Source organism: Paraburkholderia sp. RCC_158, from assembly GCF_041355255.1.
GTDB classification, from domain to species: Bacteria; Pseudomonadota; Gammaproteobacteria; order Burkholderiales; family Burkholderiaceae; genus Paraburkholderia; species Paraburkholderia graminis.
Map to the genome: position 1 here is coordinate 537,227 of NZ_JBFUPM010000002.1, position 26,303 is coordinate 563,529.

At 64.4% G+C, this 26,303-nt stretch carries 23 protein-coding genes; 16 read left to right on the forward strand and 7 right to left on the reverse strand.

From position 1 onward, the window contains the following. The first annotated feature begins 46 nt into the window (after positions 1-46). From AB6809_RS06765 to iscX, 7 genes are all read left to right on the forward strand, one after another. A complete protein-coding gene (locus AB6809_RS06765) occupies positions 47-1,270 on the forward strand; it encodes an IscS subfamily cysteine desulfurase (protein WP_006051270.1) in 1,224 nt (407 codons plus the stop codon). Positions 1,271-1,364: 94 nt separating this feature from the next. Then, positions 1,365-1,781: a Fe-S cluster assembly scaffold IscU gene (gene iscU / locus AB6809_RS06770; protein ID WP_006051271.1), complete on the forward strand. Its 417-nt coding sequence runs from the start codon at positions 1,365-1,367 to the stop codon at positions 1,779-1,781. Positions 1,782-1,925: 144 nt separating this feature from the next. Next, positions 1,926-2,249, forward strand: coding sequence for an iron-sulfur cluster assembly protein IscA (gene iscA, locus AB6809_RS06775; RefSeq protein ID WP_029967490.1), 324 nt, complete (start codon positions 1,926-1,928; stop codon positions 2,247-2,249). A gap of 139 nt (positions 2,250-2,388) precedes the next feature. Further along, positions 2,389-2,916: a Fe-S protein assembly co-chaperone HscB gene (hscB, locus tag AB6809_RS06780; protein WP_029967488.1), complete on the forward strand. Its 528-nt coding sequence runs from the start codon at positions 2,389-2,391 to the stop codon at positions 2,914-2,916. A gap of 103 nt (positions 2,917-3,019) precedes the next feature. Next, on the forward strand, positions 3,020-4,891 hold the full coding sequence (hscA, locus tag AB6809_RS06785) for a Fe-S protein assembly chaperone HscA (protein ID WP_371026134.1): 1,872 nt from the start codon (positions 3,020-3,022) through the stop codon (positions 4,889-4,891). Between the two features lie 155 nt (positions 4,892-5,046). After that, complete coding sequence (gene fdx / locus AB6809_RS06790; RefSeq protein ID WP_006051275.1) at positions 5,047-5,388, forward strand: ISC system 2Fe-2S type ferredoxin; 342 nt, start codon at positions 5,047-5,049, stop codon at positions 5,386-5,388. A gap of 15 nt (positions 5,389-5,403) precedes the next feature. After that, on the forward strand, positions 5,404-5,601 hold the full coding sequence (gene iscX / locus AB6809_RS06795; protein ID WP_006051276.1) for a Fe-S cluster assembly protein IscX: 198 nt from the start codon (positions 5,404-5,406) through the stop codon (positions 5,599-5,601). A gap of 120 nt (positions 5,602-5,721) precedes the next feature. Here iscX and AB6809_RS06800 read toward each other — a convergent pair whose 3' ends face one another. The 5 genes from AB6809_RS06800 to AB6809_RS06820 form a co-directional block, all read right to left on the reverse strand. After that, a complete protein-coding gene (locus AB6809_RS06800; RefSeq protein ID WP_371026135.1) occupies positions 5,722-6,480 on the reverse strand; it encodes a glycine zipper 2TM domain-containing protein in 759 nt (252 codons plus the stop codon). A gap of 234 nt (positions 6,481-6,714) precedes the next feature. Then, positions 6,715-8,241: a lysine--tRNA ligase gene (lysS, locus tag AB6809_RS06805; RefSeq protein WP_029967482.1), complete on the reverse strand. Its 1,527-nt coding sequence runs from the start codon at positions 8,239-8,241 to the stop codon at positions 6,715-6,717. A gap of 117 nt (positions 8,242-8,358) precedes the next feature. Beyond that, positions 8,359-9,463, reverse strand: a protein-coding gene (gene prfB / locus AB6809_RS06810; protein ID WP_107706556.1) for a peptide chain release factor 2 whose coding sequence is annotated in 2 segments (ribosomal slippage) — positions 8,359-9,381 and positions 9,383-9,463 — 1,104 coding nt in all. Because the reading frame shifts where the segments join, the coding sequence is not laid out codon by codon here. Between the two features lie 174 nt (positions 9,464-9,637). Beyond that, positions 9,638-11,344 carry a single-stranded-DNA-specific exonuclease RecJ gene (gene recJ, locus AB6809_RS06815; RefSeq protein ID WP_006051280.1) on the reverse strand — a complete coding sequence of 569 codons (1,707 nt, stop codon included), beginning with the start codon at positions 11,342-11,344 and terminating at the stop codon, positions 9,638-9,640. A 61-nt stretch (positions 11,345-11,405) separates the two neighbouring features. Next, positions 11,406-12,584, reverse strand: coding sequence for a regulator (locus tag AB6809_RS06820; protein WP_371026137.1), 1,179 nt, complete (start codon positions 12,582-12,584; stop codon positions 11,406-11,408). Between the two features lie 588 nt (positions 12,585-13,172). Here AB6809_RS06820 and AB6809_RS06825 point away from each other — a divergent pair. The 9 genes from AB6809_RS06825 (at position 13,173) to ftsB (ending at position 24,651) form a co-directional block, all read left to right on the forward strand. Further along, positions 13,173-14,426: a lipoprotein-releasing ABC transporter permease subunit gene (locus tag AB6809_RS06825; protein ID WP_006051283.1), complete on the forward strand. Its 1,254-nt coding sequence runs from the start codon at positions 13,173-13,175 to the stop codon at positions 14,424-14,426. After that, positions 14,419-15,162 (forward strand): lipoprotein-releasing ABC transporter ATP-binding protein LolD, encoded by a 744-nt coding sequence (lolD, locus tag AB6809_RS06830; protein ID WP_006051284.1) that lies wholly within the window; start codon positions 14,419-14,421, stop codon positions 15,160-15,162. Before AB6809_RS06825 ends, lolD begins: the two co-directional genes overlap by 8 nt. A 164-nt stretch (positions 15,163-15,326) precedes the next feature. Next, the gene (locus tag AB6809_RS06835) at positions 15,327-16,115 is read left to right on the forward strand and encodes a TatD family hydrolase (protein WP_029967474.1); all 789 of its coding nucleotides are present in this window, start codon (positions 15,327-15,329) and stop codon (positions 16,113-16,115) included. 135 nt (positions 16,116-16,250) lie between these two features. Further along, the gene (locus AB6809_RS06840; RefSeq protein WP_371026138.1) at positions 16,251-19,064 is read left to right on the forward strand and encodes a ComEC/Rec2 family competence protein; all 2,814 of its coding nucleotides are present in this window, start codon (positions 16,251-16,253) and stop codon (positions 19,062-19,064) included. A 227-nt stretch (positions 19,065-19,291) separates the two neighbouring features. Beyond that, on the forward strand, positions 19,292-20,095 hold the full coding sequence (locus AB6809_RS06845; protein WP_006051287.1) for an alpha/beta fold hydrolase: 804 nt from the start codon (positions 19,292-19,294) through the stop codon (positions 20,093-20,095). Positions 20,096-20,216: 121 nt separating this feature from the next. After that, complete coding sequence (locus AB6809_RS06850) at positions 20,217-21,890, forward strand: CTP synthase (protein WP_006051288.1); 1,674 nt, start codon at positions 20,217-20,219, stop codon at positions 21,888-21,890. Further along, positions 21,887-22,741, forward strand: coding sequence for a 3-deoxy-8-phosphooctulonate synthase (gene kdsA / locus AB6809_RS06855; protein WP_029967470.1), 855 nt, complete (start codon positions 21,887-21,889; stop codon positions 22,739-22,741). Before AB6809_RS06850 ends, kdsA begins: the two co-directional genes overlap by 4 nt. 80 nt (positions 22,742-22,821) lie before the next feature. After that, entirely contained in the window at positions 22,822-24,105 is a 1,284-nt protein-coding gene (gene eno, locus AB6809_RS06860; RefSeq protein WP_053858435.1) for a phosphopyruvate hydratase, read from the forward strand. A 114-nt stretch (positions 24,106-24,219) separates the two neighbouring features. After that, on the forward strand, positions 24,220-24,651 hold the full coding sequence (gene ftsB / locus AB6809_RS06865) for a cell division protein FtsB (RefSeq protein WP_006051291.1): 432 nt from the start codon (positions 24,220-24,222) through the stop codon (positions 24,649-24,651). Between the two features lie 176 nt (positions 24,652-24,827). Here the strand turns inward: ftsB and AB6809_RS06870 are convergent, their stop codons facing one another. Both AB6809_RS06870 and hslO read right to left on the reverse strand, forming a co-directional pair. Then, positions 24,828-25,214, reverse strand: a complete 387-nt coding sequence (locus AB6809_RS06870; RefSeq protein ID WP_029967468.1) for a hypothetical protein — start codon at positions 25,212-25,214, stop codon at positions 24,828-24,830. Positions 25,215-25,329: 115 nt separating this feature from the next. Beyond that, positions 25,330-26,280: an Hsp33 family molecular chaperone HslO gene (gene hslO / locus AB6809_RS06875; RefSeq protein WP_371026140.1), complete on the reverse strand. Its 951-nt coding sequence runs from the start codon at positions 26,278-26,280 to the stop codon at positions 25,330-25,332. Positions 26,281-26,303 lie beyond the last annotated feature (23 nt).

The following is a 26,303-nucleotide window of genomic DNA, read 5'->3' on the forward strand; positions in this document are numbered from 1 at the left end:
ATCACGAATTCAGAAGCCAGAGCACACGACGTCCCCGGAGCGATACATGAACAACGAGATTCCCCACCTGCCCATTTACATGGACTACAGCGCCACGACCCCGGTCGATCCGCGCGTGGTGGACAAGATGATTCCGTATCTGCGCGAGCAGTTCGGCAACCCCGCGTCGCGTAGCCATTCGTATGGCTGGACGGCTGAGCGCGCGGTCGAAGAAGCGCGCGAAAACGTCGCCGCGCTCGTCAATGCCGATCCGCGCGAAATCATCTGGACCTCGGGCGCAACCGAGTCGGACAACCTCGCGATCAAGGGCGCCGCGCACTTCTACAAGAGCAAGGGCAAGCACATCATCACGGTGAAGACCGAGCACAAGGCCGTGCTCGACACCTGCCGCGAGCTGGAGCGCGAAGGCTTCGAAGTCACGTATCTGGATGTGCAGGACGACGGTCTGATCGACCTCGAGAAGTTCAAGGCCGCGCTTCGCCCGGACACGATTCTCGTGTCGGTGATGTCGGTGAACAACGAGATCGGCGTGATTCAGGACATCGAGGCAATCGGCGAAATCACCCGTGAAAAAGGCATTATTTTTCACGTGGACGCCGCGCAAGCCACCGGCAAGATCGATATCGATTTGCAAAAGCTGAAGGTCGACCTCATGTCCTTCTCGGCGCACAAGACGTATGGTCCGAAGGGCATCGGCGCGCTGTACGTGCGCCGCAAGCCGCGCGTGCGTATCGAGGCGCAGATGCACGGCGGCGGTCACGAGCGCGGCATGCGTTCGGGCACGCTGGCTACGCACCAGATCGTCGGCATGGGCGAGGCGTTCCGCATCGCGCGCGAGGAAATGGCAACGGAAAACGAGCGCATTCGCATGCTGCGCGACCGTTTGCTGCGCGGGCTGTCGGAGATCGACGAAGTCTATGTGAACGGCGACATGGAAAAGCGTGTGCCGCACAACCTGAACATCAGCTTTAATTTCGTCGAAGGCGAATCGCTGATCATGGCGGTGAAAGACGTGGCGGTGTCGTCGGGTTCGGCGTGCACGTCGGCTTCGCTGGAACCGTCGTATGTCTTGCGCGCGCTTGGCCGTAACGACGAACTCGCGCACAGCTCGATCCGCTTCACGGTGGGCCGCTTCACGACCGAGCAGGACGTGGACTACGTGATCAATCTGCTGAAGACGAAAATTGCGAAGCTGCGCGATCTGTCGCCGCTGTGGGAAATGCACCAGGACGGCATTGATATTTCGACGATTCAGTGGGCAGCGCACTGACGCGCCGGCTAGTCGAAACGATCGCGCAATTTACCGCACAGTTCACCGCGCAATTTACGAACACGCAGATTGAAACGAATCAAGGAGTGTAATCATGGCTTATAGCGACAAGGTTCTGGACCACTACGAAAACCCGCGCAACGTCGGCTCGTTCTCGAAGGACGACGACGCGGTCGGCACCGGCATGGTCGGCGCACCCGCATGCGGCGACGTGATGAAGCTGCAGATCCGCGTGGGCGCGGACGGCATCATCGAAGACGCGAAGTTCAAGACGTACGGCTGCGGTTCGGCGATCGCGTCGAGCTCGCTCGTCACCGAGTGGGTGAAGGGCAAGACGCTCGATCAGGCTATGTCGATCAAGAACACGCAGATCGCCGAAGAACTCGCGTTGCCGCCGGTGAAAATCCACTGCTCGATTCTCGCGGAAGACGCGATCAAGGCAGCGGTCGCCGACTACAAGCAACGTCACGGCGAAGCAGCAGTAGTGGAAGGCGACCAGCAGCACGCCTGAAGCCACGAGTTCGAAAGCGATCGGGCGAGTTGAAGCGAACGGCGGAAGCGAACGGCGCGGTGGGTTCGCGCCGTCACGCATGAGCGATATTTGATGCAGGCAGGGCAGCGGGGCGTCGGCACGCACCGCGCAATGAGAAACGCTATGGCAATTACGTTGACCGAAAAGGCAGCACAGCACGTGCAGAAGTATCTGATCCGTCGTGGTAAAGGCGTGGGCCTGCGTCTGGGCGTGCGCACCACCGGCTGCTCCGGCTTGGCCTACAAGCTCGAGTATGTGGACGAACTCGCGCCCGAAGACGAGGTGTTCGAATGCAACGGCGTGAAGATCATTGTCGACCCGAAGAGCCTTGCTTATATCGACGGAACCGAGCTCGATTTCGCGCGCGAGGGCCTGAATGAAGGCTTCAAGTTCAACAATCCGAACGTGAAGGACGAGTGCGGTTGCGGCGAGTCGTTCCGCGTATAACCGGAACTTCCGCGTGAGCGGACCAAAGGCGGCGCGGGCCGCCTTTTTAGTTTGCTTCGCAAGATCGCATGATCCCACGATCGCACCGCGGGACTGCGCTTTGCATGCGCTCCTTTGAATGAACGGAAACTTCTATCCGATGGCCTCGCTGAACGATAGCCACTTCGACCTCTTTGGTCTTCCGGCGCAATTTGCGCTCGATCCCGCCGCGCTCGATCACGCGTATCGCACGGTGCAGGCGCAAGTGCATCCGGACCGCTTCGCGGCGGCCGGCGACGCGCAAAAGCGCATCGCGATGCAATGGGCGACGCGCGCGAACGAGGCGTATCAGACGCTGCGCGATCCGCTCAAGCGCGCGACGTATCTGTTGCATCTGCGCGGCATCGACATCGGCGCGCACGACAACACGGCGATGGAGCCGGCGTTTCTGATGCAGCAGATGGAATGGCGCGAAGCGATCGAAGACGCCGCCGCGGCGAAGAACGTCGACGCGCTCGATGCGCTGCTCGGCGAATTGCGCGACGAAGAGCGCGTGCGTTTCGACAAGCTCGGCGCATTGCTCGACAGCGGCGCGGACCAGGCGGCGGGCGAGGCGGTGCGGCAGTTGATGTTCATCGAACGGGTGGCGTCGGAAACCGGCTCGCAGATCGAGCGGCTCGAGAGCTAGCCTCGTTCAGCGCGTCGCATCGCATCGGCGCTGACGCGGCTTTGGCACTACATCCAGCAACGCAAAATTCAGGACGGGGCTTCGCGGCTCCGAGAAGATCCAGATGGCCTTACTGCAAATCTCCGAACCCGGCATGGCGCCGGCGCCCCATCAGCGGCGTCTGGCGGTCGGTATCGATCTCGGCACGACCAATTCTCTCGTCGCCGCCGTGCGCAGCGGTGTGCCCGACGTGCTGCCTGACGAAGATGGCCACGTGTTGCTGCCCTCTGTCGTGCGCTACCTGGAAAAGGGCGGCCGGCGTATCGGCCGCGCGGCCAAGGCCGAGGCGGCGACCGATCCGCACAACACGATCGTCTCCGTCAAGCGCTTCATGGGCCGCGGCAAGGCGGAAGTCGAGGGCGCCGAAAACGCACCGTACGACTTCATCGACGCGCCCGGCATGGTGCAGATCCGCACCGTCGACGGCGTGAAGAGTCCGGTCGAAGTGTCGGCGGAAATTCTCGCGACGCTGCGCCAGCGTGCGGAAGACACGCTCGGCGACGAACTGGTCGGCGCGGTCATCACGGTGCCGGCCTATTTCGACGAGGCGCAGCGCCAGGCCACGAAAGACGCCGCGCGCCTCGCCGGCCTGAACGTGCTGCGCCTGCTGAACGAACCGACGGCGGCCGCGATCGCCTACGGCCTCGACAACGGCTCCGAAGGTCTCTATGCGGTCTACGACCTCGGCGGCGGCACTTTCGACCTGTCGATTCTGAAGCTCACGAAAGGCGTGTTCGAAGTGCTGGCGGCGGGCGGCGACTCCGCGCTCGGCGGCGACGATTTCGACCACGCGCTCTATCGCCATGTGCTGCAGCAAGCCGGCATCGCGCCGCAGTCGCTCGCGCCGGAAGACGTGCGGCTGCTGCTCGACAGCGTGCGCACGACCAAGGAGGCGTTGTCGGACGCGCCTGAGGCAACCCTCGCCGCGACGCTTTCGAACGGCACCAGGATCGATCTGACGATCGGCGAGGCCACTTTCGAGGCCATCACACAGTCGCTCGTGCAACGCACGCTCGGCCCGACCAAGAAAGCGCTGCGTGACGCAAAAGTCGCGACGAAGGACATCAAGGGCGTCGTGCTGGTGGGCGGCGCGACCCGCATGCCGGTGATTCGCCGCGCGGTCGAAGCATTCTTCGGCCAGCCGCCGCTGACCAATCTCAACCCGGACCAGGTCGTGGCGCTCGGCGCGGCGATCCAGGCCGATCTGCTCGCGGGCAACCGCGGCGCGGACGGCGACGACTGGCTGCTGCTCGACGTGATTCCGCTGTCGCTCGGCGTCGAGACGATGGGCGGGCTGACCGAGAAGATCATCCCGCGCAATTCGACGATTCCGGTCGCGCGCGCGCAGGATTTCACGACCTTCAAGGACGGCCAGACCGCGATGGCGATCCACGTCGTGCAAGGCGAGCGCGAACTCGTCAGCGACTGCCGCTCGCTCGCGCGTTTCGAGCTGCGCGGCATTCCGCCGATGGCGGCAGGCGCCGCGCGCATCCGCGTGACGTATCAGGTGGATGCGGACGGCCTCTTGTCCGTGTTCGCGCGCGAGCTGGGCTCGGGCGTGGAGGCGTCGGTGGTCGTGAAGCCGTCGTACGGTCTCGCCGACGACGACATCGCGCGCATGCTGGAGGACAGCTTCTCGACCGCCGAAGTCGACATGCGCGCCCGCGCACTGCGCGAGGCGCAAGTCGAGGCGCGGCGTTTGATCGAAGCAACCGGCGCGGCGCTCGCCGCCGACGCCGAACTGCTCGACGACAGCGAACGCGCGGAACTCGACGCGCTGCTGAACGGCTTGCGCGACGTGGCGCAGAGCGACGACGTCGACGCAATCGAAGCGGCGACGAAAAAGCTCGCCGAAGGCACCGACGAATTCGCCGCCCGCCGCATGAACAAGGGCATTCGCCGCGCGCTCGCCGGCCGCAAGCTCGACGAGATCTGACGCTTGCCGCGCTCACGTGGCCAGCCGCGGTTCGCCGCTGCAAACCCATGAGCGCGATGGACTTAAAGACACGCGGACTTAAAAACTCCGCGCGTCGCCAGTAAAATGGTGCGAAGCCTGTTTGAGGCCGCGCCTCAGACCCAAACGGAAAATGTATGCCTCAAATCGTTGTGCTGCCTCACGTCGAACTGTGCCCGGAAGGCGCGGTGATCGAAGCCGTGCCCGGCAAGAGCATTTGCGACAACCTGCTCGATAACGGCATCGAAATCGAGCATGCCTGCGAGAAGTCGTGCGCGTGCACGACCTGTCACGTGATCGTGCGTGAGGGTTTCGCCGCCTTGACGCCGTCCGAGGAAGACGAGGACGATCTGTTGGACAAGGCGTGGGGGCTCGAGCCGGCTTCGCGTCTGTCGTGCCAGGCGATCGTGCCGGCCGAGCAGGACCTGGTCGTTGAAATCCCGCGTTACTCGATCAATCACGCGAAGGAAAACCACTAACAGGAGGACGCAGCCATGAAGTGGACCGATACGCAAGACATCGCGATGGCCCTGACCGACAAGCATCAGAACGTCGATCCGCAGCAGGTGCGCTTCACCGACCTGCATCGCTGGGTCACGGAGCTGGAAGGATTCGACGACGACCCCAACCGGTCGAACGAAAAAATTCTCGAGGCGATTCAGGCTGCATGGATTGAAGACGCGGATTACTGAGGTTGCGAAGCGGTTTCGGCGGATGCCGAGGCTGCAAGGAAAAAGGCGATTCCATCATTGGAATCGCCTTTTTTATGCGCGCTGACTTCTTGTGCGTGTGAGGTTTAAGCGCCGCGGCATTTAGTCCGCGACGAGCGTGCCGTTTTGCACGCGAACGCGCTGACCTTGCTGGAAGGGCGGCGCTTCGTGATATGTGAAGTAGCGCGTCTTGCCGTTTTCCATCCGTACCCGCACGGAATACGACGTCGTGCTGCGGATATGTTTTTCGACCGAGTTGCCGGCGAGCCCGCCGCCGAGCGCGCCGAGCAGCGTCATCGCGGTGCGGCCGTTGCCGCTGCCGAACTGGTTGCCGACCACGCCGCCGGCCACTGCGCCGCCGACTGCGCCGATGCCGGTGCCGTGTCCTTCCTGACGCGCCGCGGAGATCGCGACCACCGTGCCGCACGTCGAGCAATGCGCTTGCTGTACAGGCTGCTGTGGCTGAGCGTATTGAGGCGCGGGCTCGGCCTGTGGTTGCGGCGCGGGTTGCTGTTGGGCGTATTGCTGCTGCACGGGTGCGGGTGCGCGTTGCGGCTCGGCGGGCTGTGCGGCGGCTGTCTGCGCTGGCTGCTGCGCAGCCGGATTCGCCGGCGCCGCCGAATCGACCACAGGTTGCTGTTGCTGCGCGCTTTGCGGCACAACCTGCGCCGCTTGCGTCTGATTCGTCGGCTCGCCGTTGCTCGACGCCTTCGGGAACATGCCGGTGACGGCCGCCGTGGCGACCAGGCTCGCGATGATCACCGCGCCCGCGGCAGTCGCGACGAGCGGATGAAGCCGCCGCTGAGTCGGCGGCGTCGGCGGGGCAGCTTGTGTGGCGGGTTGCGTGTTGGGCTTGTCCATCTTGACCTCCGTCTTCGGCAGAGTGACTTCTAGTGAGACCCAGTCTCGCGGAATTCGATCCCCGAGGCGTTTCGAATTGTAACGATTTGCCGGAAAGCCGTCGTGCGGAGGCTGGGGGCAGCGGGCCTTTTACCTATCGTTACAAACCGCGCCTGATGCGGCGTGCGCAAAAGAAAACGCCCGACATAGAGCCGGGCGTTTCCAAAAACCAACCGCAAGCAAAAACCGCGGTCTTCAGTCCTCGCGACGCAGATGCGGGAACAGAATCACGTCGCGGATGCTCGGGCTGTCGGTCAGCATCATCACCAGACGGTCGATGCCGATGCCGCAGCCGCCCGCCGGCGGCATGCCGTATTCGAGCGCGCGGATATAGTCCGCGTCGTAGAACATGGCTTCTTCGTCGCCGGCGTCTTTCTGGTCGACCTGCTTCCTGAAGCGCGCGGCCTGGTCTTCCGGATCGTTCAGCTCCGAGAAGCCATTGGCGATCTCGCGGCCGGTAATGAAGAGCTCGAAGCGCTCCGTAATGCCCTCGACCTTGTCCGACGCGCGCGCGAGCGGCGACACTTCGAGCGGATAGTCGATGATGTACGTCGGCTCCCACAACTGCGACTCGGCGGTTTCCTCGAAGAGCGCGAGTTGCAGCGAACCCACGCCCGCGTTCAGGAACTGCGGCTGCGACGCATCCACGCCGAACTTCTTCAACTCGGTGCGCAAAAACGCGCTGTCGGCGAGCTGCTCGTTGGTGTATTGCGGCGCGTATTTCTGGATGGCCTGCGTGATCGTCAAACGGTGGAACGGCTTGGCCAGATCCAGCTCGCGCCCCTGGTACGTGATGGTGGCCGTACCCAGTGCGTCGATGGCGGCCTGGCGGATCAACTGCTCGGTGAAATCCATCACCCACTTGTAGTCGGTGTAGGCCGCGTAAAACTCGATCATCGTGAATTCCGGATTGTGGCGCACGGACACGCCCTCGTTACGGAAATTCCGGTTGACCTCGAACACGCGCTCGAAGCCGCCGACCACGAGACGCTTCAGATACAGCTCGGGTGCGATGCGCAGGAACATCTGCATGTCGAGCGCGTTGTGATGCGTGGTGAACGGCTTGGCCGCCGCGCCGCCGGGAATAGGGTGCAGCATCGGCGTTTCGACTTCCATGAAGCCGGCATCCGCCATGAATTTGCGGATCGACGAAATCGCCTTGGTTCGCGCGACGAATGTCTTGCGCGTTTCCGGCGTGACGATCAGATCGACGTAGCGCTGCCGATACTTCATTTCCTGGTCCGACAGGCCATGAAACTTGTCCGGCAGCGGACGCAGCGACTTCGACAGCAAACGCAGTTCGGTACAGCGCACCGACAGCTCGCCCTTGTTGGTGCGGAACAGGACGCCGCGCGCCGCGACGATGTCGCCCATGTCCCACTTCTTGAAGGCGTCGTACGTTTCCTGGCCGACGTCGGCCGGCGTGATGAAGAACTGGATCTGACCCGAGCCGTCGCGCACGGTCGCGAAGCTCGCCTTGCCCATCACGCGCTTGAGCATCATGCGGCCGGCGATCGCGACTTCGAGCGGATTCGCTTCGAGCGCTTCCTTGTCGGTGTGCTCGAACTGCGCCTGCAGATCTTCGGCGTGATGCGTGGGACGGAAATCGTTCGGATAGGCGACGCCTTGCTCGCGCAATTCGCGCAGCTTTTCGCGGCGCTCCGCGATGATCTTGTTGTCGTCCACCTCGGGCACGAGGTTCGGTTGGATCGGTTCGTTCATGATGGTCTTGGTGTTCGTGGTCCGCGTGGGTCGAGCCGCTTGCGAACAGCCAGTCGGTGAAAAACCTCAGGCAATAAAAAGAGGCGGCGCGGCTGTGCGTGCCGCGCCGGTTGTCGCTTAGACGCCTTGCTTCAGGCTTGCGCTGATAAACGGATCGAGATCGCCGTCGAGCACGCTCTTCGTATTGCTGATTTCGACGTTGGTGCGCAGATCCTTGATGCGGCTGTTGTCCAGCACGTACGAGCGGATCTGATGACCCCAGCCCACATCGGTCTTGCCGGCTTCGAGCTTGTCCTGCTCGGCCTGACGCTTGCGGATTTCCGCTTCGTACAGGCGCGATTTCAGCATGGCCATGGCTTCCGCGCGGTTGCGGTGCTGCGAGCGGTCGTTCTGGCATTGCACGACGATGCCCGACGGCATGTGCGTGATACGCACCGCGGAATCGGTCTTGTTGATGTGCTGACCGCCCGCGCCCGACGCGCGGTACGTGTCGATACGCAGATCGGCCGGGTTGATGTCCACTTCGATCGAATCGTCGACTTCCGGATACACGAACACCGACGAGAACGACGTATGACGCCCGCCCGAAGAATCGAACGGCGATTTACGCACGAGGCGGTGCACGCCGGTTTCGGTGCGCAAAAAGCCGTACGCGTATTCGCCTTCGATCTTGATGGTGGCGTTCTTGATGCCCGCGACGTCGCCGTCGGTCTGCTCGAGCACTTCCGTCTTGAAGCCCTTGCGTTCGCAATAACGCAGGTACTGGCGCAGCAGCATGGCGGCCCAGTCGCACGCCTCGGTGCCGCCCGCGCCGGCCTGGATGTCCAGGAACGCGTTGTTCGGGTCGGCGGGGTTCGCGAACATGCGGCGAAATTCCATGTCGGCCACGCGCTGCTCGAGCGCTTGCGCGTCCGCTTCGCAGGCGACGAGCGTTTCGTCGTCGCCTTCTTCACGCGCCATCTCGAACAGGTCTTGCGCGTCGCGCAAGTCGTTGTGCAGCGAGGTGAGTTTGCCGACCGTGTCGTCGAGCAGCTTCTTTTCCCGGCCGAGCGCCTGGGCGTGTTTCGAGTCGTTCCAGACGTCCGGGTCTTCGAGTTCCCGGTTGACTTCGATCAGACGACGAGATTTGTCGTCGTAGTCAAAGATACCCCCGTAGGTCGGCCGCGCGCGTGCGCAGGTCCGCCAGAGAGGCTTCGATCGCGTTGAGACGTTCCGCTTCCATGTCGATCTTTGTGGCTTCGTAAAAAGGGGAAATTATAGCCGATCGGCGTGCCGCGCCGGATGCCTCCCGGCGATCCGGCGCTTGTTCGCGGTTGATTTTGCGGAGATTTTCGGGGCGGTGCGAGTTGGGCGCGAGTAGGGCGAGCGCGGCCGCGGCAGTTCGTTGACGAGCGTGCTAGCTCACCGCATGCTCGACGATCAACTGGACGCGCGACACGCCGTTCCACGTATCGCTCGCGAGCCGGTACGCGACCGTGGTGCGCGCGGGCAGCGTGTCCGTGTGGTTGAACCAGATCGCGTTGAAGCGCTGGCGGCCGCGCATCAGTTGCAGCTTGAGGTGCTTGTCCTTCACGAGCGCCTGCGACGCCACGTCGAATTCGCCTGAGAACACCGGCGCCGGAAAGCCCTGGCCCCACACGGCTGCGTCGAGCATGTCGACGAATTGCGGCGTGAAATACGCGTCCTCGAGTTCGCCGTCGGTTTCGACGGTGCGCGACAGCGCGTCGTCGCTCAACCATTCGCGGCCGACCGCTTCGAACGCGGCCGTGAAGCGCGGCACGTCGGCGGTCGCGAGCGTGAGGCCCGCGGCCATCGCGTGGCCGCCGAATTTGACGATCATGCCGGGTTCGCGCTTCGAGATCAGATCGAGTGCATCCCGCAGATGAAAGCCCGCGATAGAACGCCCCGAGCCTTTGACGAGCTGGCCGCTGTCGTCGGCAAGCGCGAACGTGAACGCGGGCCGGTGAAACTTCTCCTTCAGCCGTCCCGCGACGATGCCGATCACGCCCTGATGCCACGCCGGATTGAACAGCGTGATGGTGGTCGCGCCGTCGGGGTCGATCGACGAGAGGTCGTCGAGCGCCTGCTGCTGCATGCCGGCTTCGATCTCGCGCCGCTCGCGGTTCATCGTGTCGAGCTGCTGCGCGAGTTCCCATGCGCGGCCGATGTCGTCGGTGGTGAGGCATTCGATCCCGAGCGACATGTCGGACAGCCGTCCGGCCGCGTTCAGGCGCGGACCGAGCGCGAAGCCGAGGTCGAAGCCCGACGCGTTGCGCGCGTCGCGAGCGGCCGCGCGAAAGAGGGCGGCGATGCCCGGCTGCATCTTGCCTTTGCGGATGCGCTGCAAACCTTGCGCGACGAGCACGCGGTTATTGCCGTCGAGCTTCACGACATCGGCGACGGTGCCGAGCGCGACCAGATCGAGCAGGCCGTCCAGACGCGGCTCGGGAAAGTCGTCGCCGAACGCGCCGCGCCGGCGCAATTCCGCGCGCAACGCGAGCAGCACATAGAACATCACGCCGACGCCCGCAATGCACTTGCTGGGGAACTCGCAGCCCGGCTGATTCGGATTGACGATGGCGCGCGCGGCCGGCAACTGGTCGCCGGGCAGATGGTGATCGGTGACGAGCACGTCGATGCCGAGCGCGTTCGCCGCTTCCACGCCGTCCACGCTCGCGATGCCGTTATCGACGGTGATCAGCAGTTCCGGCTTGCCCGACGCGCTTTGCGCGGCCAGCGCGACGATCTCGGGCGTGAGCCCATAGCCGTATTCAAAGCGGTTCGGCACGAGGTAATCGATCTTGCCGCCGAACATGCGCAGCCCGCGCACCGCGACTGCGCAGGCGGTGGCGCCGTCGCAATCGTAATCGGCGACGACCAGCATGCGGCGCTTCTGCTGGATGGCGTCGGCGAGCAGCGCGGCGGCCTCGTCGCAACCCTTCAGCGCGGCGGGCGGCACGAGGCGCGCGAGGCCGGTTTCGAGCTCGTCGGGCAGGCACACGCCGCGCGCCGCATAGAGGCGCGCGAGCACCGGATGCAGGCCGTGGCGCACGAGGATTTCGGCGTCGACGGGAGAACAGGCGCGCGTAACGATTCGGGTCATTGTGAAGGGGCGTCGGTTGGTGCGTCGATAGGGGCGTGGGCACGTTAGATCGTGCGGTCGATCATTCGATGAACAGCGATGCGAGCACGCGCCGCCGCCAGAACTTGCGCAGATCGCCGCGTGTGATGCTGAGCGTCACCGAGCCAGTGTCGCCGCATAGCGTCAGGCCGAGTTGCGCGAGCGCGCCCGATTCGAGCGCTGCGAGCGCCGGTTCGATCCAGTCGCCCTGCAACGACGCGAAGGCCGCGTTCCAGCGGGCCCAGTCCTGTTCGATGTAAGGCGCCGAGAACGGATCGAGCTCGACGAGCGTCGCGTTGTTGTCGCTGCCGGCGTCTTTAGCCAACGGCGACGACGCCGACGACGCCAGCGCCGCGAACGACGCCGGCGGTGCCGCGACCGGCGCGCCGGCCGTCATCGCGAGGCCGCGCGTGGCGGCGGCGTCGGAGAAAACTTGCGTGAACGGGCTTTGCACAGGACGCGCCGCGCCTTGCGCATGAAACCAGATGGAGTTGACGGCGGGCAGGCCGCGCGCTTCACGCGCCTCGTTGACGGGATGCTCGAACCAGGCCATCTGCACTTCGTTCTGCAGCTTCATCCACGCGCGCGAGCGCTCGCCGGAATGCGCTTCGTGCGGCAACCAGATTTCGATGTTGCGGCCGCTCGCGCGCAGCGGCGACGCGCCGGCGAGCGTGCCGAAGCCGTCGCCGGACAGATACCAGCGCGTGGGATTCGGCGCCTCGATTCGCACGCCGAGTTCTTCGATGAGCGGCCGCGCCACCGCGAGTAGCGCGCTGGCTTCTTCGTCCGAGAGTTCGAGCGACGCCGGATCGATCAGCACCAGATGGTCATGCGCGATGCGCACGTGCACCGGCTGCACGCAGGCCCAGGTGGCGTCGCCGGGATCGCCGCCGTCGGCGCGCAGCATGTACGGGGCGAGCGGGGCTTCGTCGGCGGCTGGGCTTGCATTGGTGGCGTCGGCGGGGCGGGTCGTGCTGGTCGCGTCGGTCGCGCCCGTCGCGCCGGTCGATAAAGCGCCGAACTGGCGAGCGATCCACCGTTCATGCGGCAGCGTGCGCTGGAAATCCTCGCCGATCACGCGTTCCACGAGCGTCGCGCGCGCGATCAGCCGGTCGAGGGCGGGGCTGCGGATGTCGTGGAGAGCAGTGGCGGCATCGGCTGCGGCAGGCAGCGCGAAAGGAAGCAGAAGATGGAGGCGGTTGGCGTGCATGATGCTGCGCATTGTAGGGCAAAGCGTGCGGCGATTTCGATTGGCGCGGCGGATGGCGGGCGCGGGCATTGGCGTCGCGGAGGGCGTGAAGCGGCTGGCGGACGGCGGGAGCATTTGCGCTGGGGCGGGCGTAGAGCGGCTGGCGGACAGCGGGAGCATTTGCGCCGCGGTGGGCTCGCGAGGGATCGCCGCAGGGCGCTTTGCGGCGAAGGCGGTGAACGCGCAAGCCGGCGCACCGCGGGAACGCGTCAACTCCGGCAACGCGTCCGCGCAGCGACACGTCAACTGCGGCAACCGGTCAACCGCGCGGACCTCACCGAACCGTCGCTCGTCACTCGTCCCTTTACGCGGCGGCGCGGCATTGTATGGCAAACTTCGCGCTTGATTGACGGTGGCGGCATCGGCGATATGGGGTGAAGTCTGGCGCGCAGTTGCGCCGCCAGACCAGACTGGAACCATCCGCATTGCCGCGACACCAATGATCAGGACACTCGGGCCACGCAACCATGCGCAACCGCGGGCAATCGCAAGCAACCGCAGCCGCACGGCAGCGGCTGCCCCAGCGGCAAGAGTGGCCGAAGAACGCAGAAAAGGACTCGCTTGAAATTTCCCTATGAATGGCAGATCGGCTGGCGCTACACGCGCGCCGGCAAACGCACGACCGGCAACGGTTTTATCTCCTTTATCGCGCTGGTGTCGATGTCGGGCATCGCGCTCGGCGTGGCCGCGCTGATCGTCGTGCTGTCCGTGATGAACGGCTTCCAGAAAGAAGTGCGCGACCGGATGCTGTCGGTGCTCGCGCACGTCGAAATTTTCTCGCCGACCGGGTCGATGCCCAACTGGCAACTGACCGCTCAGGAAGCGCGCCAGAACAAGGAAGTGATCGGCGCCGCGCCCTATGTCGAAGCGCAGGCGCTGCTCACACGCCAGGACGCCGTGAGCGGTGTCGCGCTGCGCGGCATCGAACCGGCGCTCGAGCCGCAGGTCTCGGACATCGGCAAGGAAATGAAAGGCGGCAAGCTGACGGACCTCGTGCCGGGCGAATTCGGCATCGTGCTGGGCGCGGATCTCGCGACCAACCTGGGCGTCGCTGTCAACGACAAGATCACCCTCGTCGCGCCCGAAGGCACCATCACGCCGGCCGGCATGCTGCCGCGCCTGAAGCAGTTCACGGTGGTGGGCATCTTCGAGTCCGGGCATTACGAGTACGACAGCACGCTGGCGCTCATCAACATCAAGGACGCGCAGGCGCTGTTCCGGCTGCCCGCGCCGACCGGCGTGCGGCTGCGCCTCGCCGACATGCAGCGGGCGCCCGAAGTCGCGCATCAGCTCGCGCGCAGTCTCTCCGGCGACCTGTATATCCGCGACTGGACCCAGCAGAACAAGACCTGGTTCTCGGCGGTGCAGATCGAAAAACGCATGATGTTCATCATCCTCACGCTGATCATTGCGGTGGCGGCGTTCAATCTGGTGTCGTCGCTGGTGATGACGGTGACCAACAAGCAGGCCGACATCGCAATCTTGCGCACGCTCGGCGCGCAGCCGCGTTCGATCATGAAGATTTTCGTCGTGCAGGGCGTCACGATCGGCTTTATCGGCACGGCGACCGGCGTTGCGCTCGGTTGCCTGATCGCGTGGAGCATCCCGTGGCTCGTGCCGATGATCGAGCATGCGTTCGGCGTGCAGTTCCTGCCGCCGTCGGTGTATTTCATCAGCGAGTTGCCGTCCGAACTGATTCCCGCCGACGTCGCGCGCATCGGCATCATTGCATTCCTGATGTCGGCCGTGGCCACGCTTTACCCGAGCTGGCGCGGCGCCAAAGTCCGTCCCGCGGAGGCGCTGCGTTATGAATGACCGTTCCGCAACTTTACCCATGACCGCTCAGGAAATGACGCCGCATCCCTACGTGCTGGAAGCGACCGGCATTTCGAAGTCGTTCGTGCAAGGCGGTCTGAACGTCCAGGTGCTGAACAACACGCAATTGAGCGTGCGGCGCGGCGAGAAACTTGCGATCGTCGGCGCGTCGGGTTCGGGCAAAAGCACGCTGCTGCATGTGCTCGGCGGTCTCGACGATCCGAGCGCGGGCCACGTCTCGGTGATGGGCAAGCCGTTCACGAAACTCTCCGAGCGCGAGCGCAACGACCTGCGCAATCGCGCGCTCGGCTTCGTGTATCAGTTTCATCATTTGCTGCCGGAATTTTCGGCGCTCGACAACGTCGCGATGCCGCTGCGAATTCGCCGCATGACAACCGAAGCGTCGCGCCGCGAGGCGCTCGCGGTGCTCGAGCGCGTCGGCATGGCGCATCGCGCGAAACATCGGCCGGGCGAACTGTCGGGCGGCGAGCGTCAGCGCGTGGCCATCGCGCGGGCGCTGGTCACGAAACCGGCGTGCGTTCTCGCCGATGAACCGACGGGCAACCTCGACGGCGGCACCGCGGATACCGTCTTCAACCTGATGCTGGAACTGTCGCGGACGCTCGAAACGAGCTTCGTGATCGTCACGCACGACCCGGAACTCGCGGGCCGGTGCGACCGCATCATGCGGCTGCGCGACGGCGTTCTGTACGAAGAGCCGCCCGTGCCGGTGTGACGGCGAGGCGGGGCGGGGCGGTGCGGAGTTGGGTTGTTGCCGGGTACGGGTTCGCCAGGTTCGCCCGCTTGGCTACGTTCCAGTCAGCGCCGCGTTTCGTTTAAAGCGTTCTGTTGCTCTGCGGCTCATTTGCTCACTCAGTTGCTCAGCTAGCGAGGCAAGTCATGTGGATCGATACGCACTGCCATCTCGACGCTTCCGAATTCGACGCCGATCGCGAGCACGTCGCGACGGCGGCGCGAGGCGCGGGCGTCGGGCGTATCGTGATTCCCGCAATCGGCCGGCAGAACTTCGCGACCGTGCGCGAACTGGCGCATCGCTTCGAAGGCGGCGCATACGCGCTCGGGATTCATCCGCTCTTCACGCCCTCCGCGCAGGACGGCGACCTCGAACTGCTGCGCGCGGAAATCGAGGCGAGTCTCGACGATCCGCGCTTTGTCGGCATCGGCGAGATCGGTCTGGACTATTTCGTCGACGGCCTCGACGACGCCCGGCAGCAATTCTTCTACAACGGCCAGCTTGAGATCGCGCGGGAGTTCGATCTGCCGGTGATCTGCCATGTGCGCAAATCGCAGGACCAGGTCATCAAGGGACTGCGCCGGCACCAGATTCATCGCGGCATCGCGCATGCGTTCAACGGCAGCTTCCAGCAGGCGCAGGCCTACATCGATCAGGGGATGCATCTCGGCTTCGGCGGCAATCTGACGTTCGAGCGCGCGCGGCAGATTCGGCGCCTCGCCGAACAGTTGCCGTTCGACGCGCTCGTGGTCGAGACCGACGCGCCCGACATTCCACCCTCCTGGATCTACAAACAGCGCAACTCGCCCGAGCAGATTCCAGGCATCGGCGCGGGGCTCGCGCAATTGCGCGGCATGGCCGTCGACGAGACCGCCCTAGGCACAACGGCTAACGCGCTCGCCGCGCTGCCGCGGCTCGCACTTTCCTCTGCATAATCGAAGCCATTGATTTTTAGTGGTTCGTGAGTGGTTCGCGCCGGGCGAGACACACGTCCCGGCATGCCTGTGCGTTGCGCGGCGCGTTGAGCGGGTGTTCGTTGTTTCGTCCGGTGGATGGCGGGCGGAGGGCGGATGCGTGCATGGTGGTGCGGGTTTGCGTTGGGCGTAGTCTGGTTGCAGCAACAGGCTGAGTTGCCGGGTTGGAGAGGCGGGTGCTTGCTGGTGTCGTTGGCGTGTGCGGCGTCGGCTGTTGCGATTTGGGGGTTGCGTCGGCGGGCGGAGATTCAGTCGGACGGGCACAGCGCGGTCGCACACTGGACCTTGCGGCGCTGGCGTTCTTTCGCGGGCTGGTGCGCGGTCTCTTGTGTAGCCTGGTGCGCGGGCTTCGGCTATGCGGCGTGGCGTGCCGACGTGCGGCTCGCGGCAAGCTTGCCGCTCGCGTGGGAGGGCCGCGACATCGACGTGACCGGCAGCATCAAAGGCTTGCCTGCGCGCGACGATAACGGCGCGCGTTTTCCGTTCGATGTCGAGTCGGTGGACTCACACGAAGCGGGACTGCTGCCGCCGACGCCGGTTATCTTTCCACGCGTCATTCAGCTTGCATGGATTGCCGACGAAGCTCCGCCGCCGCTTCAGCCCGGCGAGCGCTGGCGTTTGCGCGTGCGTCTGAAACGGCCGCACGGCAATGCGAACTTCGGTCTGCGCGATGCGGAAGCTGCGCTGCTCGCGCGCAATGTGCGCGCCACCGGCTATGTCAGCGCGGCGGCGCAGGCGGTGCGGTTGCGGCCAGACGCGCGCGGTGTCGGCGTGACCGTGGACCGCTGGCGCGCGGCGCTGCGGGCACGAATCGACGCGGTGCTTGGCAGCGCGCCGCATCGGGGCATCGTCGTCGCGTTGGCGATCGGCGCACAGGACGAGATCAGCGACGCCGATTGGCAACTGATGCGCGCCACCGGCACCAGTCATCTCGTGGCGATTTCGGGCTTGCATATCGGCTTTGCCGCAGGGCTCGCGGCCTGGCTCGCCGGCGCTTTCTGGCGGCGCTCGGGATGGATCGGCCGCAACTTGCCGTTGTGGCTGCCAGCGCAAATCGTCGCGGTGACGGGCGGCGCGCTGTTTGCCGCGCTGCACGCGGCGCTGGCCGGTTTCAACGTGCCCGTGCAACGCGCGTTGTGGATGGCAAGCGTCGTCGCGCTCGCCTACGTAAGCGGGCGCAATGTGCCGCGCTCGGCCGTGCTCGCGTGGGCGCTCGGACTCGTGGTGCTGATCGATCCGTGGGCGGTGGTGTCGGCGGGATTCTGGCTGTCGTTCTGCGCGGTGGCGGCGATTCTTTTTGCGACGTCGGGGCGGTCGCGGGTGTGGGACCGTGCACAGCATTTTGATGAGATCGACGACGAAGGTGGTGGCGCGGGCGGGGTGTTGGCTGCGTCGTCGCGGGCATCGGGTTTGTGGCGGTCGTTGCGCTTTCCGCGCTTTCGCACAGCCGCTGCACGGCGCATTCGCGCGTTCGGTGAGCGGCTCTATGGCGCCGCCCACGTCCAGCTCGCCGTCACGCTGGCGCTCGCGCCGTTGACCGTCTACTGGTTCGCCCAGATTCCGCTCATCGGCCCGCTCGCGAATGCGTTCGCGATTCCGTGGGTGAGCGTGTTGGTCACGCCGTCGGTGCTGGCCGGCGTCGTGTTGCCCGCGCCGCTCGATGCCTACGCATGGCGCATCGCGCACGCGTTGCTCGAGGTGATGATCGCGGGATTGCAACGGCTGTCCGGGCCGCGTTGGGTGCTCTGGTGGCTGCCGCAGCCGAGTGGATGGACGCTCGCCGCCGCCGCGGCCGGCGTGCTCTGGTGTCTTGCACCGCGCGGCTGGCCGTTGCGCTGGGCCGCGCCGCTGACTTGGTTGCCGCTCGTCGTGCCCGCGCCGTCCGGGCCGCCGCACGGCAGCTTTCGGCTGACCGCGCTTGATGTGGGGCAGGGCACGTCGGTGCTGGTCGAGACCGCGCATCACGCGCTGCTGTTCGATGCCGGACCAGGGCCCGAATCGACGCATGCCGGCGAGCGAGTAGTGGTGCCGTATTTGCGAGCGCATGGCGTGAATGCGCTCGATACATTGATCATCAGCCATGCCGATTCCGATCATTCGGGCGGCGCGCCGGCCGTGCTGGATGCCATCGAGGTTCGTCAGATGGTCGCGGCGCTCGCGCCTGCCAACGCGCTATGGGCGAACGCGCGGCAACGCGGCGCAGACACATGGCCGTGCGCGGCGGGTCAGCGCTGGCAGTGGGATGGCGTCGAGTTCGCGATGCTCTGGCCCGACCCTGGGCCGCTGCAAGGCAAACCGAACGCGCACTGCTGCGTGCTGCGCGTGAGTGCGTTGCCGGTGGCGGTTGCGTCGGAATCGGGTAGTGCCGTGCGCAGCGGTGCGGAGAGTGCGGGCGTGGATGGCACGGGTGACACGGATAGCTCAGTGCGCAGCGCACCGATCAGCGCATCAAACACCGCACCGACCGGTGCACCGAACAGCGCACCGACCGCGGGACCAACCCCCCAACCCCAAGCCACGCCCCTCGCCGCGCTCCTAACCGCAGACATCGAGGCCCCGTCCGAACGCGTGCTGCTTTCGCGCGATCGCGACATGCTTCGCGCTCAGGTGCTCGTGGTCCCGCATCATGGCAGCAAGACCTCATCCACTGAACCGTTCCTCGATTCTATCGACCCGCTCATCGCGCTATTTCAGGTAGGCTATCGCAACCGGTTTCATCATCCCAGTGCGGGCGTGCTGGCGCGCTATTCGGCGCGGCACATCGAGTTGGGCAGGAGCGATTCGGACGGCGCGGTGCGCGTGCTTGTCGATCCTTACTTCGCCGCGCGCGAGGCCCCGCATGCGCCAGACGCCGCGCTCACGGTCGAGCGTTATCGCGACACGCAGCGGCGCTACTGGATGGATCGATGAATGCTCGCTCAACGTTCGCTCGACGTTCGCAGATCGTGACAGCGGACATCGGCGCATCGCAAAAGGAGAGGCTGAAAATGGCCAGTGCCGCCAGACAGCCACACAGCCAGACGGCCAGACAACAAGCGCCGCCACGAGCGCACCCGCGAACACTGCGGCATACCTTCCAGATGCCGCACCGCTTCACCCGCCGCGCGAAAACGAAAACAGAACGGAGATAACCGCAGTTGAAAAACATCATTCATTTTTCGCACGCGAACGGCTTTCCGGCCTCGACTTACCGGACGATTTTCGCCGAGCTCTCCGACGACTACGACGTGCGCTACATCGAACGCATCGCACACGATCCGCGCTTTCCGGTGACGCAGGACTGGCCGCATCTCGTCGAGCAATTGATCGACGACATCGGCCGCACGTATGAGCAGCCTGTGTGGCTCGTCGGCCATTCGCTTGGCGGTTATCTGTCGCTCATGGCCGCGCTGAAAAAGCCGCAGTGGGTGAGAGGCGTCGTGATGCTCGATTCGCCGGTGGTCGCCGGCTGGCGCAGCAGCATCCTGCGCGTGTCGCAATTCACCGGGCTCGACGAGCGGCTGTCGCCCGCGGCCGCGACCCGCACGCGCCGAACGCACTGGGCGAGCCGCGACGAGGCGTGGCGGCATTTCCATTCGAAGCCCGCGTTCGCGCGTTGGGACGAGCGCATGCTGTCCGACTACATCGAGTTCGGCATTCCGCAGGTCTCGCACGACGGCTCGCGCAGTCTCGCGTTCGATCGGCGCATCGAATATCAGATCTACCGGACCTTGCCGCACACGCTCGGTGCGCGGCTCGCGCGCGGCGCGCCGGTGCCGGTGGGTTTCATCGGCGGCACGCGCTCGAAGGAAGTTCGCCAGGTCGGCTTGAGCGCGACGCGCCGGGCGACGGGCGGGCATATCGAATGGATCGAGGGCAGCCATCTGTTTCCGATGGAAAAGCCGATCGAAACCGCGCGCGCCGTGCAGCGGATGTTGCGCGAACTGAGCGAGCGCGGCTGAGGCGGCGCGCGTCGATCGCCGTGGCTCGCGCGGCGCATCGGCTTGCCGCGGGCGCTCGCATTTTGCTGGGGTTGAGACCCTGCTTTACGGTATAATCCGTTTTTCCCGCGAGCATCCAGCGATGACCAAATATGTTTTCGTCACCGGCGGCGTAGTATCTTCCCTCGGCAAGGGTATTGCCGCCGCTTCCCTCGCCGCGATCCTCGAATCGCGCGGTCTCAAAGTCACTCTTCTCAAGCTCGATCCCTACATCAACGTCGACCCCGGCACGATGAGCCCGTTTCAACACGGCGAAGTGTTCGTGACGGAAGACGGAGCGGAAACCGACCTCGACCTCGGCCACTATGAGCGCTTCATCAGCACGAAGATGCGCAAGGCCAATAACTTCACCACGGGCCAGATTTACGAATCGGTGATCCGCAAGGAACGCCGCGGCGATTATCTCGGCAAGACGGTGCAGGTCATTCCGCACATCACGAATGAAATCCAGGCGTTCATCGAGCGTGGGGCAGCTTCCGCTACCTGCGGCGAACCGGACGTCGCGATCGTCGAAGTCGGCGGCACGGTGGGCGATATCGAATCGCTGCCGTTCCTCGAAGCCGCGCGTCAGATGAGTCTGCGCATGGGCCGCAACAGCGCGTGCTTCGTGCACCTCACGCTGGTGCCCTGGGTCGCCACCGCCGGCGAACTGAAGACCAAGCCCACGCAACACAGCGTGCAGAAGCTGCGCGAAATCGGTATCTCGCCGCACGTGCTGCTGTGCCGCGCCGACCGCCGCATTCCGGACGACGAGCGCGCGAAAATCTCCATGTTCTCGAACGTGCCCGAAGACGCCGTTATTTCGGTGTGGGACGCGGACAGCATCTACAAGATTCCGCAGATGCTGCACGATCAGGGTCTCGACGCGATCATCTGCGAAGAGTTGAAGCTCACGCCGAAGCCCGCCGATCTGTCGATGTGGGCCGAACTCGTCGAGAAGCTGCAGAATCCGAAGCACGAAGTCACGATCGGCATGGTCGGCAAGTATGTCGATCTGACGGAGTCGTACAAGTCGCTGATCGAAGCGCTGCGTCATGCATCCATGCATACGTCCACGCGCGTGAACATCGAGTACATCGATTCGGAAGAGATCGAGACGCAGGGCGTCGAAAGTCTCAAGCATCTGGACGCCGTGCTCGTGCCTGGCGGCTTCGGCCGTCGCGGCACCGAAGGCAAGATCGCCGCGATCCGCTATGCGCGTGAAGCGAAGGTGCCGTATCTCGGCATCTGTCTCGGCATGCAACTGGCCGTAATCGAATTCGCACGCGACGTGGTCGCGCTGAAAGACGCGAACAGCACCGAGTTTGATCAGGAAACGCCGAACCGCGTGGTCGCGCTGATCACCGAATGGTACGACCGCGAAGGCCGCGTCGAAAAGCGCACGGAAGAATCCGACCTCGGCGGCACGATGCGCCTCGGTTCGCAACGCTGCCCGATCAAGCCCGGCACGATGGCCGAAGAGATCTACGGCAAGGACGTGAACGAGCGTCATCGTCACCGTTATGAAGTCAATAACCGCTTCGTGCCCCAGCTCGAAGCCGGTGGTCTTATCATCAGCGCCCGTACCCCGAGTGAAGATCTGCCGGAAATGATGGAACTGCCGCGCAGCATGCACCCGTGGTTCGTCGGCGTGCAGTTCCACCCGGAATTCACGTCCACGCCGCGCGACGGCCATCCGCTGTTCAAGTCGTTCGTCGAAGCCGCGCTCGCGCATCAGCAGTCGCGCGTCGCGAGCGAAGTCGGGGAGAAAGCATGAAACTGGGCGATTTCGAAATCGGGCTCGACAAGCCGTTTTTCCTGATCGCGGGCACGTGTGTCGTCGAATCGGAGCAAATGACGATCGACACCGCGGGCCGCCTGAAGGAAATCTGCGCGAAGCTGAACATTCCGTTCATCTACAAATCGTCGTACGACAAGGCCAATCGCAGCAGCGGCAAGTCGTTTCGCGGTCTCGGCATGGACGAAGGTTTGCGCATCCTGTCGGAAGTGAAGCGTCAGCTCGGTTTGCCGGTGCTGACGGACGTTCACGCCGAGCACGAGATCGAGCAGGTCGCATCAGTGGTAGACGTGCTGCAAACGCCGGCTTTTCTGTGCCGTCAAACCGACTTCATTCACGCGTGCGCGCGTTCGGGCAAACCGGTCAACATCAAGAAAGGCCAGTTTCTCGCGCCGCACGACATGAAGAACGTGATCGACAAGGCGCGCGACGCGGCGCGTGAGGCGGGTCTTTCCGAAGACCGCTTCATGGCATGCGAGCGCGGCGTGTCGTTCGGTTATAACAACCTCGTGTCGGACATGCGGTCGCTCGCGATCATGCGCGAAACCAACGCGCCGATCGTGTTCGACGCCACGCATTCGGTGCAGTTGCCGGGCGGCCAGGGCACGAGCTCGGGCGGTCAGCGCGAATTCGTGCCGGTGCTCGCGCGTGCGGCCGTGGCGGTCGGCGTCGCCGGTCTCTTCATGGAAACGCACCCGAATCCGGCAGAAGCGAAGTCGGATGGTCCGAACGCGGTGCCGCTCCATCGCATGGCCGATCTGCTCGAGACGCTCGTCACGCTCGATCAGGCCGTCAAGCGCACGCCGTTCCTCGAAAGCGATTTCAACTGATTCACGCGTTCGCCGCGTGCCGGCTTGCATATCGACACCGTGTCGCTGTAAAGAATTCATCGTCATTTCTTGAGGAAACCATGAGTGCTATCGTAGATATCATCGGTCGAGAGATTCTCGATTCGCGAGGCAACCCCACCGTCGAATGCGACGTACTGCTCGAGTCGGGCACGATGGGCCGCGCCGCGGTGCCGTCGGGCGCGTCCACCGGTTCGCGCGAAGCAATCGAGTTGCGCGACGGCGAAACCGGCCGCTACGGCGGCAAGGGTGTGCTGAAGGCTGTCGAGCACATCAACACCGAAATCTCCGAAGCGATCATGGGCCTCGACGCTTCCGAGCAGGCTTTCCTCGACAAGACGCTGCTGGAACTCGACGGCACGGACAACAAGTCGCGCCTCGGCGCGAACGCGATGCTGGCTGTTTCGATGGCCGTCGCGAAGGCTGCTGCTGAAGAAGCCGGCCTGCCGCTCTACCGCTACTTCGGCGGCTCGGGCGCGATGCAACTGCCGGTGCCGATGATGAACATCGTCAACGGCGGCGCGCACGCGAACAACAGCCTGGACATCCAGGAATTCATGATCGTGCCGGTCAGCCAGCCGACCTTCCGCGAAGCACTGCGCTGCGGCGCCGAAGTGTTCCACGCGCTGAAGAAGATTCTGTCGGACCGCGGCATGAGCACGGCAGTGGGCGACGAAGGCGGCTTCGCGCCGAACTTCGGCAGCAACGACGAGTGCCTGTCGACCATCCTGCAAGCTATCGAGAAAGCCGGCTACCGCGCCGGTGAAGACGTGCTGCTCGCGCTCGACTGCGCGGCGAGCGAGTTCTACCACGACGGCAAGTACCAGTTGGCGGGCGAAGGCCTGCAACTGTCGTCGGCGGAATTTGCGGACTATCTCGCGACGCTGGCCGACAAGTTCCCGATCGTGTCGATTGAAGACGGCATGCACGAAGGCGATTGGGAAGGCTGGAAGCTGCTGACCGAAAAGCTCGGCAAGAAGATTCAGCTCGTCGGCGACGATCTGTTCGTCACCAACACGCGCATCCTGAAGGAAGGCATCGAGAAGGGCATCGCGAACTCGATCCTCATCAAGATCAACCAGATCGGCACGCTGACCGAAACGTTCGCCGCAATCGAAATGGCGAAGCGCGCGGGCTATACGGCTGTCATCTCGCATCGCTCGGGTGAGACGGAAGACTCGACGATCGCGGACATCGCCGTCGGCCTGAACGCCGGCCAGATCAAGACGGGTTCGCTGTCGCGTTCGGACCGCATCTCGAAGTACAACCAGTTGCTGCGTATCGAAGAAGACCTCGGTGATATCGCCAGCTATCCGGGCAAGTCGGCGTTCTACAATCTGCGCTAATGGTTGTGAGTGGACTTTTTAGCGCTGACCGATGAGCCGGTTCTTCCTCGTGTCTGATTGACCTCGCCGCCCTGCGTAAAGCGCAGGGCGGCGCGTATTTATTGTGCTTACTTCATGCGGCTCGTCACTGCTGTACTGATCGTTCTGCTGGCGTTGATCCAGTACCCGCTGTGGTGGGGCCACGGCGGGTGGTTGCGCGTCCACGAACTGCAGCAACAGCTCGCGCAGCAGATACAAAAGAACGCCGACGCGAAGCTGCGCAACGAGCGTATTCAAGGCGAGGTGCAGGATCTGCAGAACGGCACGGCTGCCGTCGAAGAGCGCGCCCGCTACGAGATGGGCATGGTCAAGGACGGCGAAGTGTTCGTGCAGTTCGTGTCGCCGAATGCGCCGTTGCCGACGGCAAACGCGCCGTCGACTAGTGCGTCGACACGCGGCGAGGTGTCGGCCGCGCCGCTGCACGTGGTGCCGAATCCGGAGTCGCGCGCGAAGCCCGAGCGTAAGCACGGCAGCAAGGCGGCGAAAGAGAAGAAGCCGGCGCACTGAGTGGGGCGTCGATCGCGGCGTGATGGTGGTTCAGTAGCGCTTGGGGCGCGTAAGGTCAGGTGCGGGAAACGACGTAGACAAAAAAGGCGCGGTCTGTGGACCGCGCCTTTTTGCATTTTGGGCCGCACATTCGGCGACCGGAACGACGGCTCTGCGGCATTGCACCTGCCACTGGATCACCAGCCCCAGTACGACCCATAGCCGATGCCGACGCCGGTGCCCCAGCCGTGTCCCCATCCACCGCCGTAGTAGCTGCCGTACACGCTGACGGGCACACGCGGGCTGTAATAACGCGACCACGCTTGCGCGGCGTTTTCGGCGGCGATGGCCTGGTTCTGCTCGGCCATGACCTGCCGGTCGATTGCGTCGTAACGCTCGCGCTCGGCCGGCGTCAGCGGTTGTGCGGTGCTGGCCATGCCCGACTGGTCGGCGGGCAGCCGGCTATAAATGGGCGAGGGACCCGGCGGGTCCATCATGCAACCGGTCAATGCAGTGAGACCGGCGAGCGCCGTCAACACGGCGAGCGTGCGCGCGGGACGCGGCAATGAAGTGGGAATGCTCATGTTGAATCTCGATCGGTCGATACATCAGCGCAGTCTAAGCGGACATTGAGCAGACACTAAGCGGACGCTCTGCGGACATTAAACGAACCCGCAAAGCGCCCACCCGCCGACCGCTTCAATGCCGTTGTTCAGCAGCCGGCGTCACACCTTGTGAGAGTGCATTGGCGAAAAAAAGTTGCGCCACGTCGACGGGGTCGAACTCGTACCGCTGATTGCAGAACTCGCAATGAATCTCCACGTGGCCGCGCTCGGCGATCACGCCGTCCACTTCGTCGCGACCCAGCATCTTCAGCATCGAACCGACTTTTTCGCGCGAGCAGGTGCATTCGAAACGCGCGCTGGCCGGCTCGAAATGCTGGACGTTCTCCTGCCAGAAGAGGCGCCGGAACACCGTCCCCGGTTCTTCCTTCAGCAGTTCGTCTTGCGACAGCGTGCCGCCGAGCGTGCAGACGCGCTCCCATGTATCCGCGTCCAGTTCGCCGGGATGCGGGACGATGCCGCCGTCGCCGGGAAGTTTTTGCAGCAGCATGCCGACCGCGCGCTCGGAATTCGCCGCGAGCCACAGGCGTGTGTCGAGCTGCTCGGAGTGATGCATGTAGTGTTCGAGCACTTCGGCCATCGACTCGAGCGGCCCGTTTTCGCCCGACAGCGGCACGATGCTCTGATACGGCTGTTGCCCCGGCTTCTTGTCGCGCGGATCGAGCGTGATCACGCAGCGGCCGTGACCGCTTGCGTTGAGCAATTCGATCATCGACGTCGTCTCGCCGATCACGCTGTCTTCGTCGCCGGAAAGTTTGGCGGTGGCGCGCATCGACAGGTCGGAGCTGCATTGAACCACCAGCATCTTGACCGGGCCGTCGCCGAAAATCTGCATGATCAGCGTGCCGTCGAACTTCAGATTCGCGGACAGCAGCGCGCACGCGGCCATCATCTCGCCGAGAATCGTCCGCACGGGCGCCGGATACTGGCGGCGCGTCAGCACTTCCTGCCATGTATTGCGCAGCGAAACGATTTCGCCGCGCACCGGCGCCGCGCTGAACATGAATTTTTGCAACTGGTCGCTCACAACTTTTCCTCTGTCGAATGGCG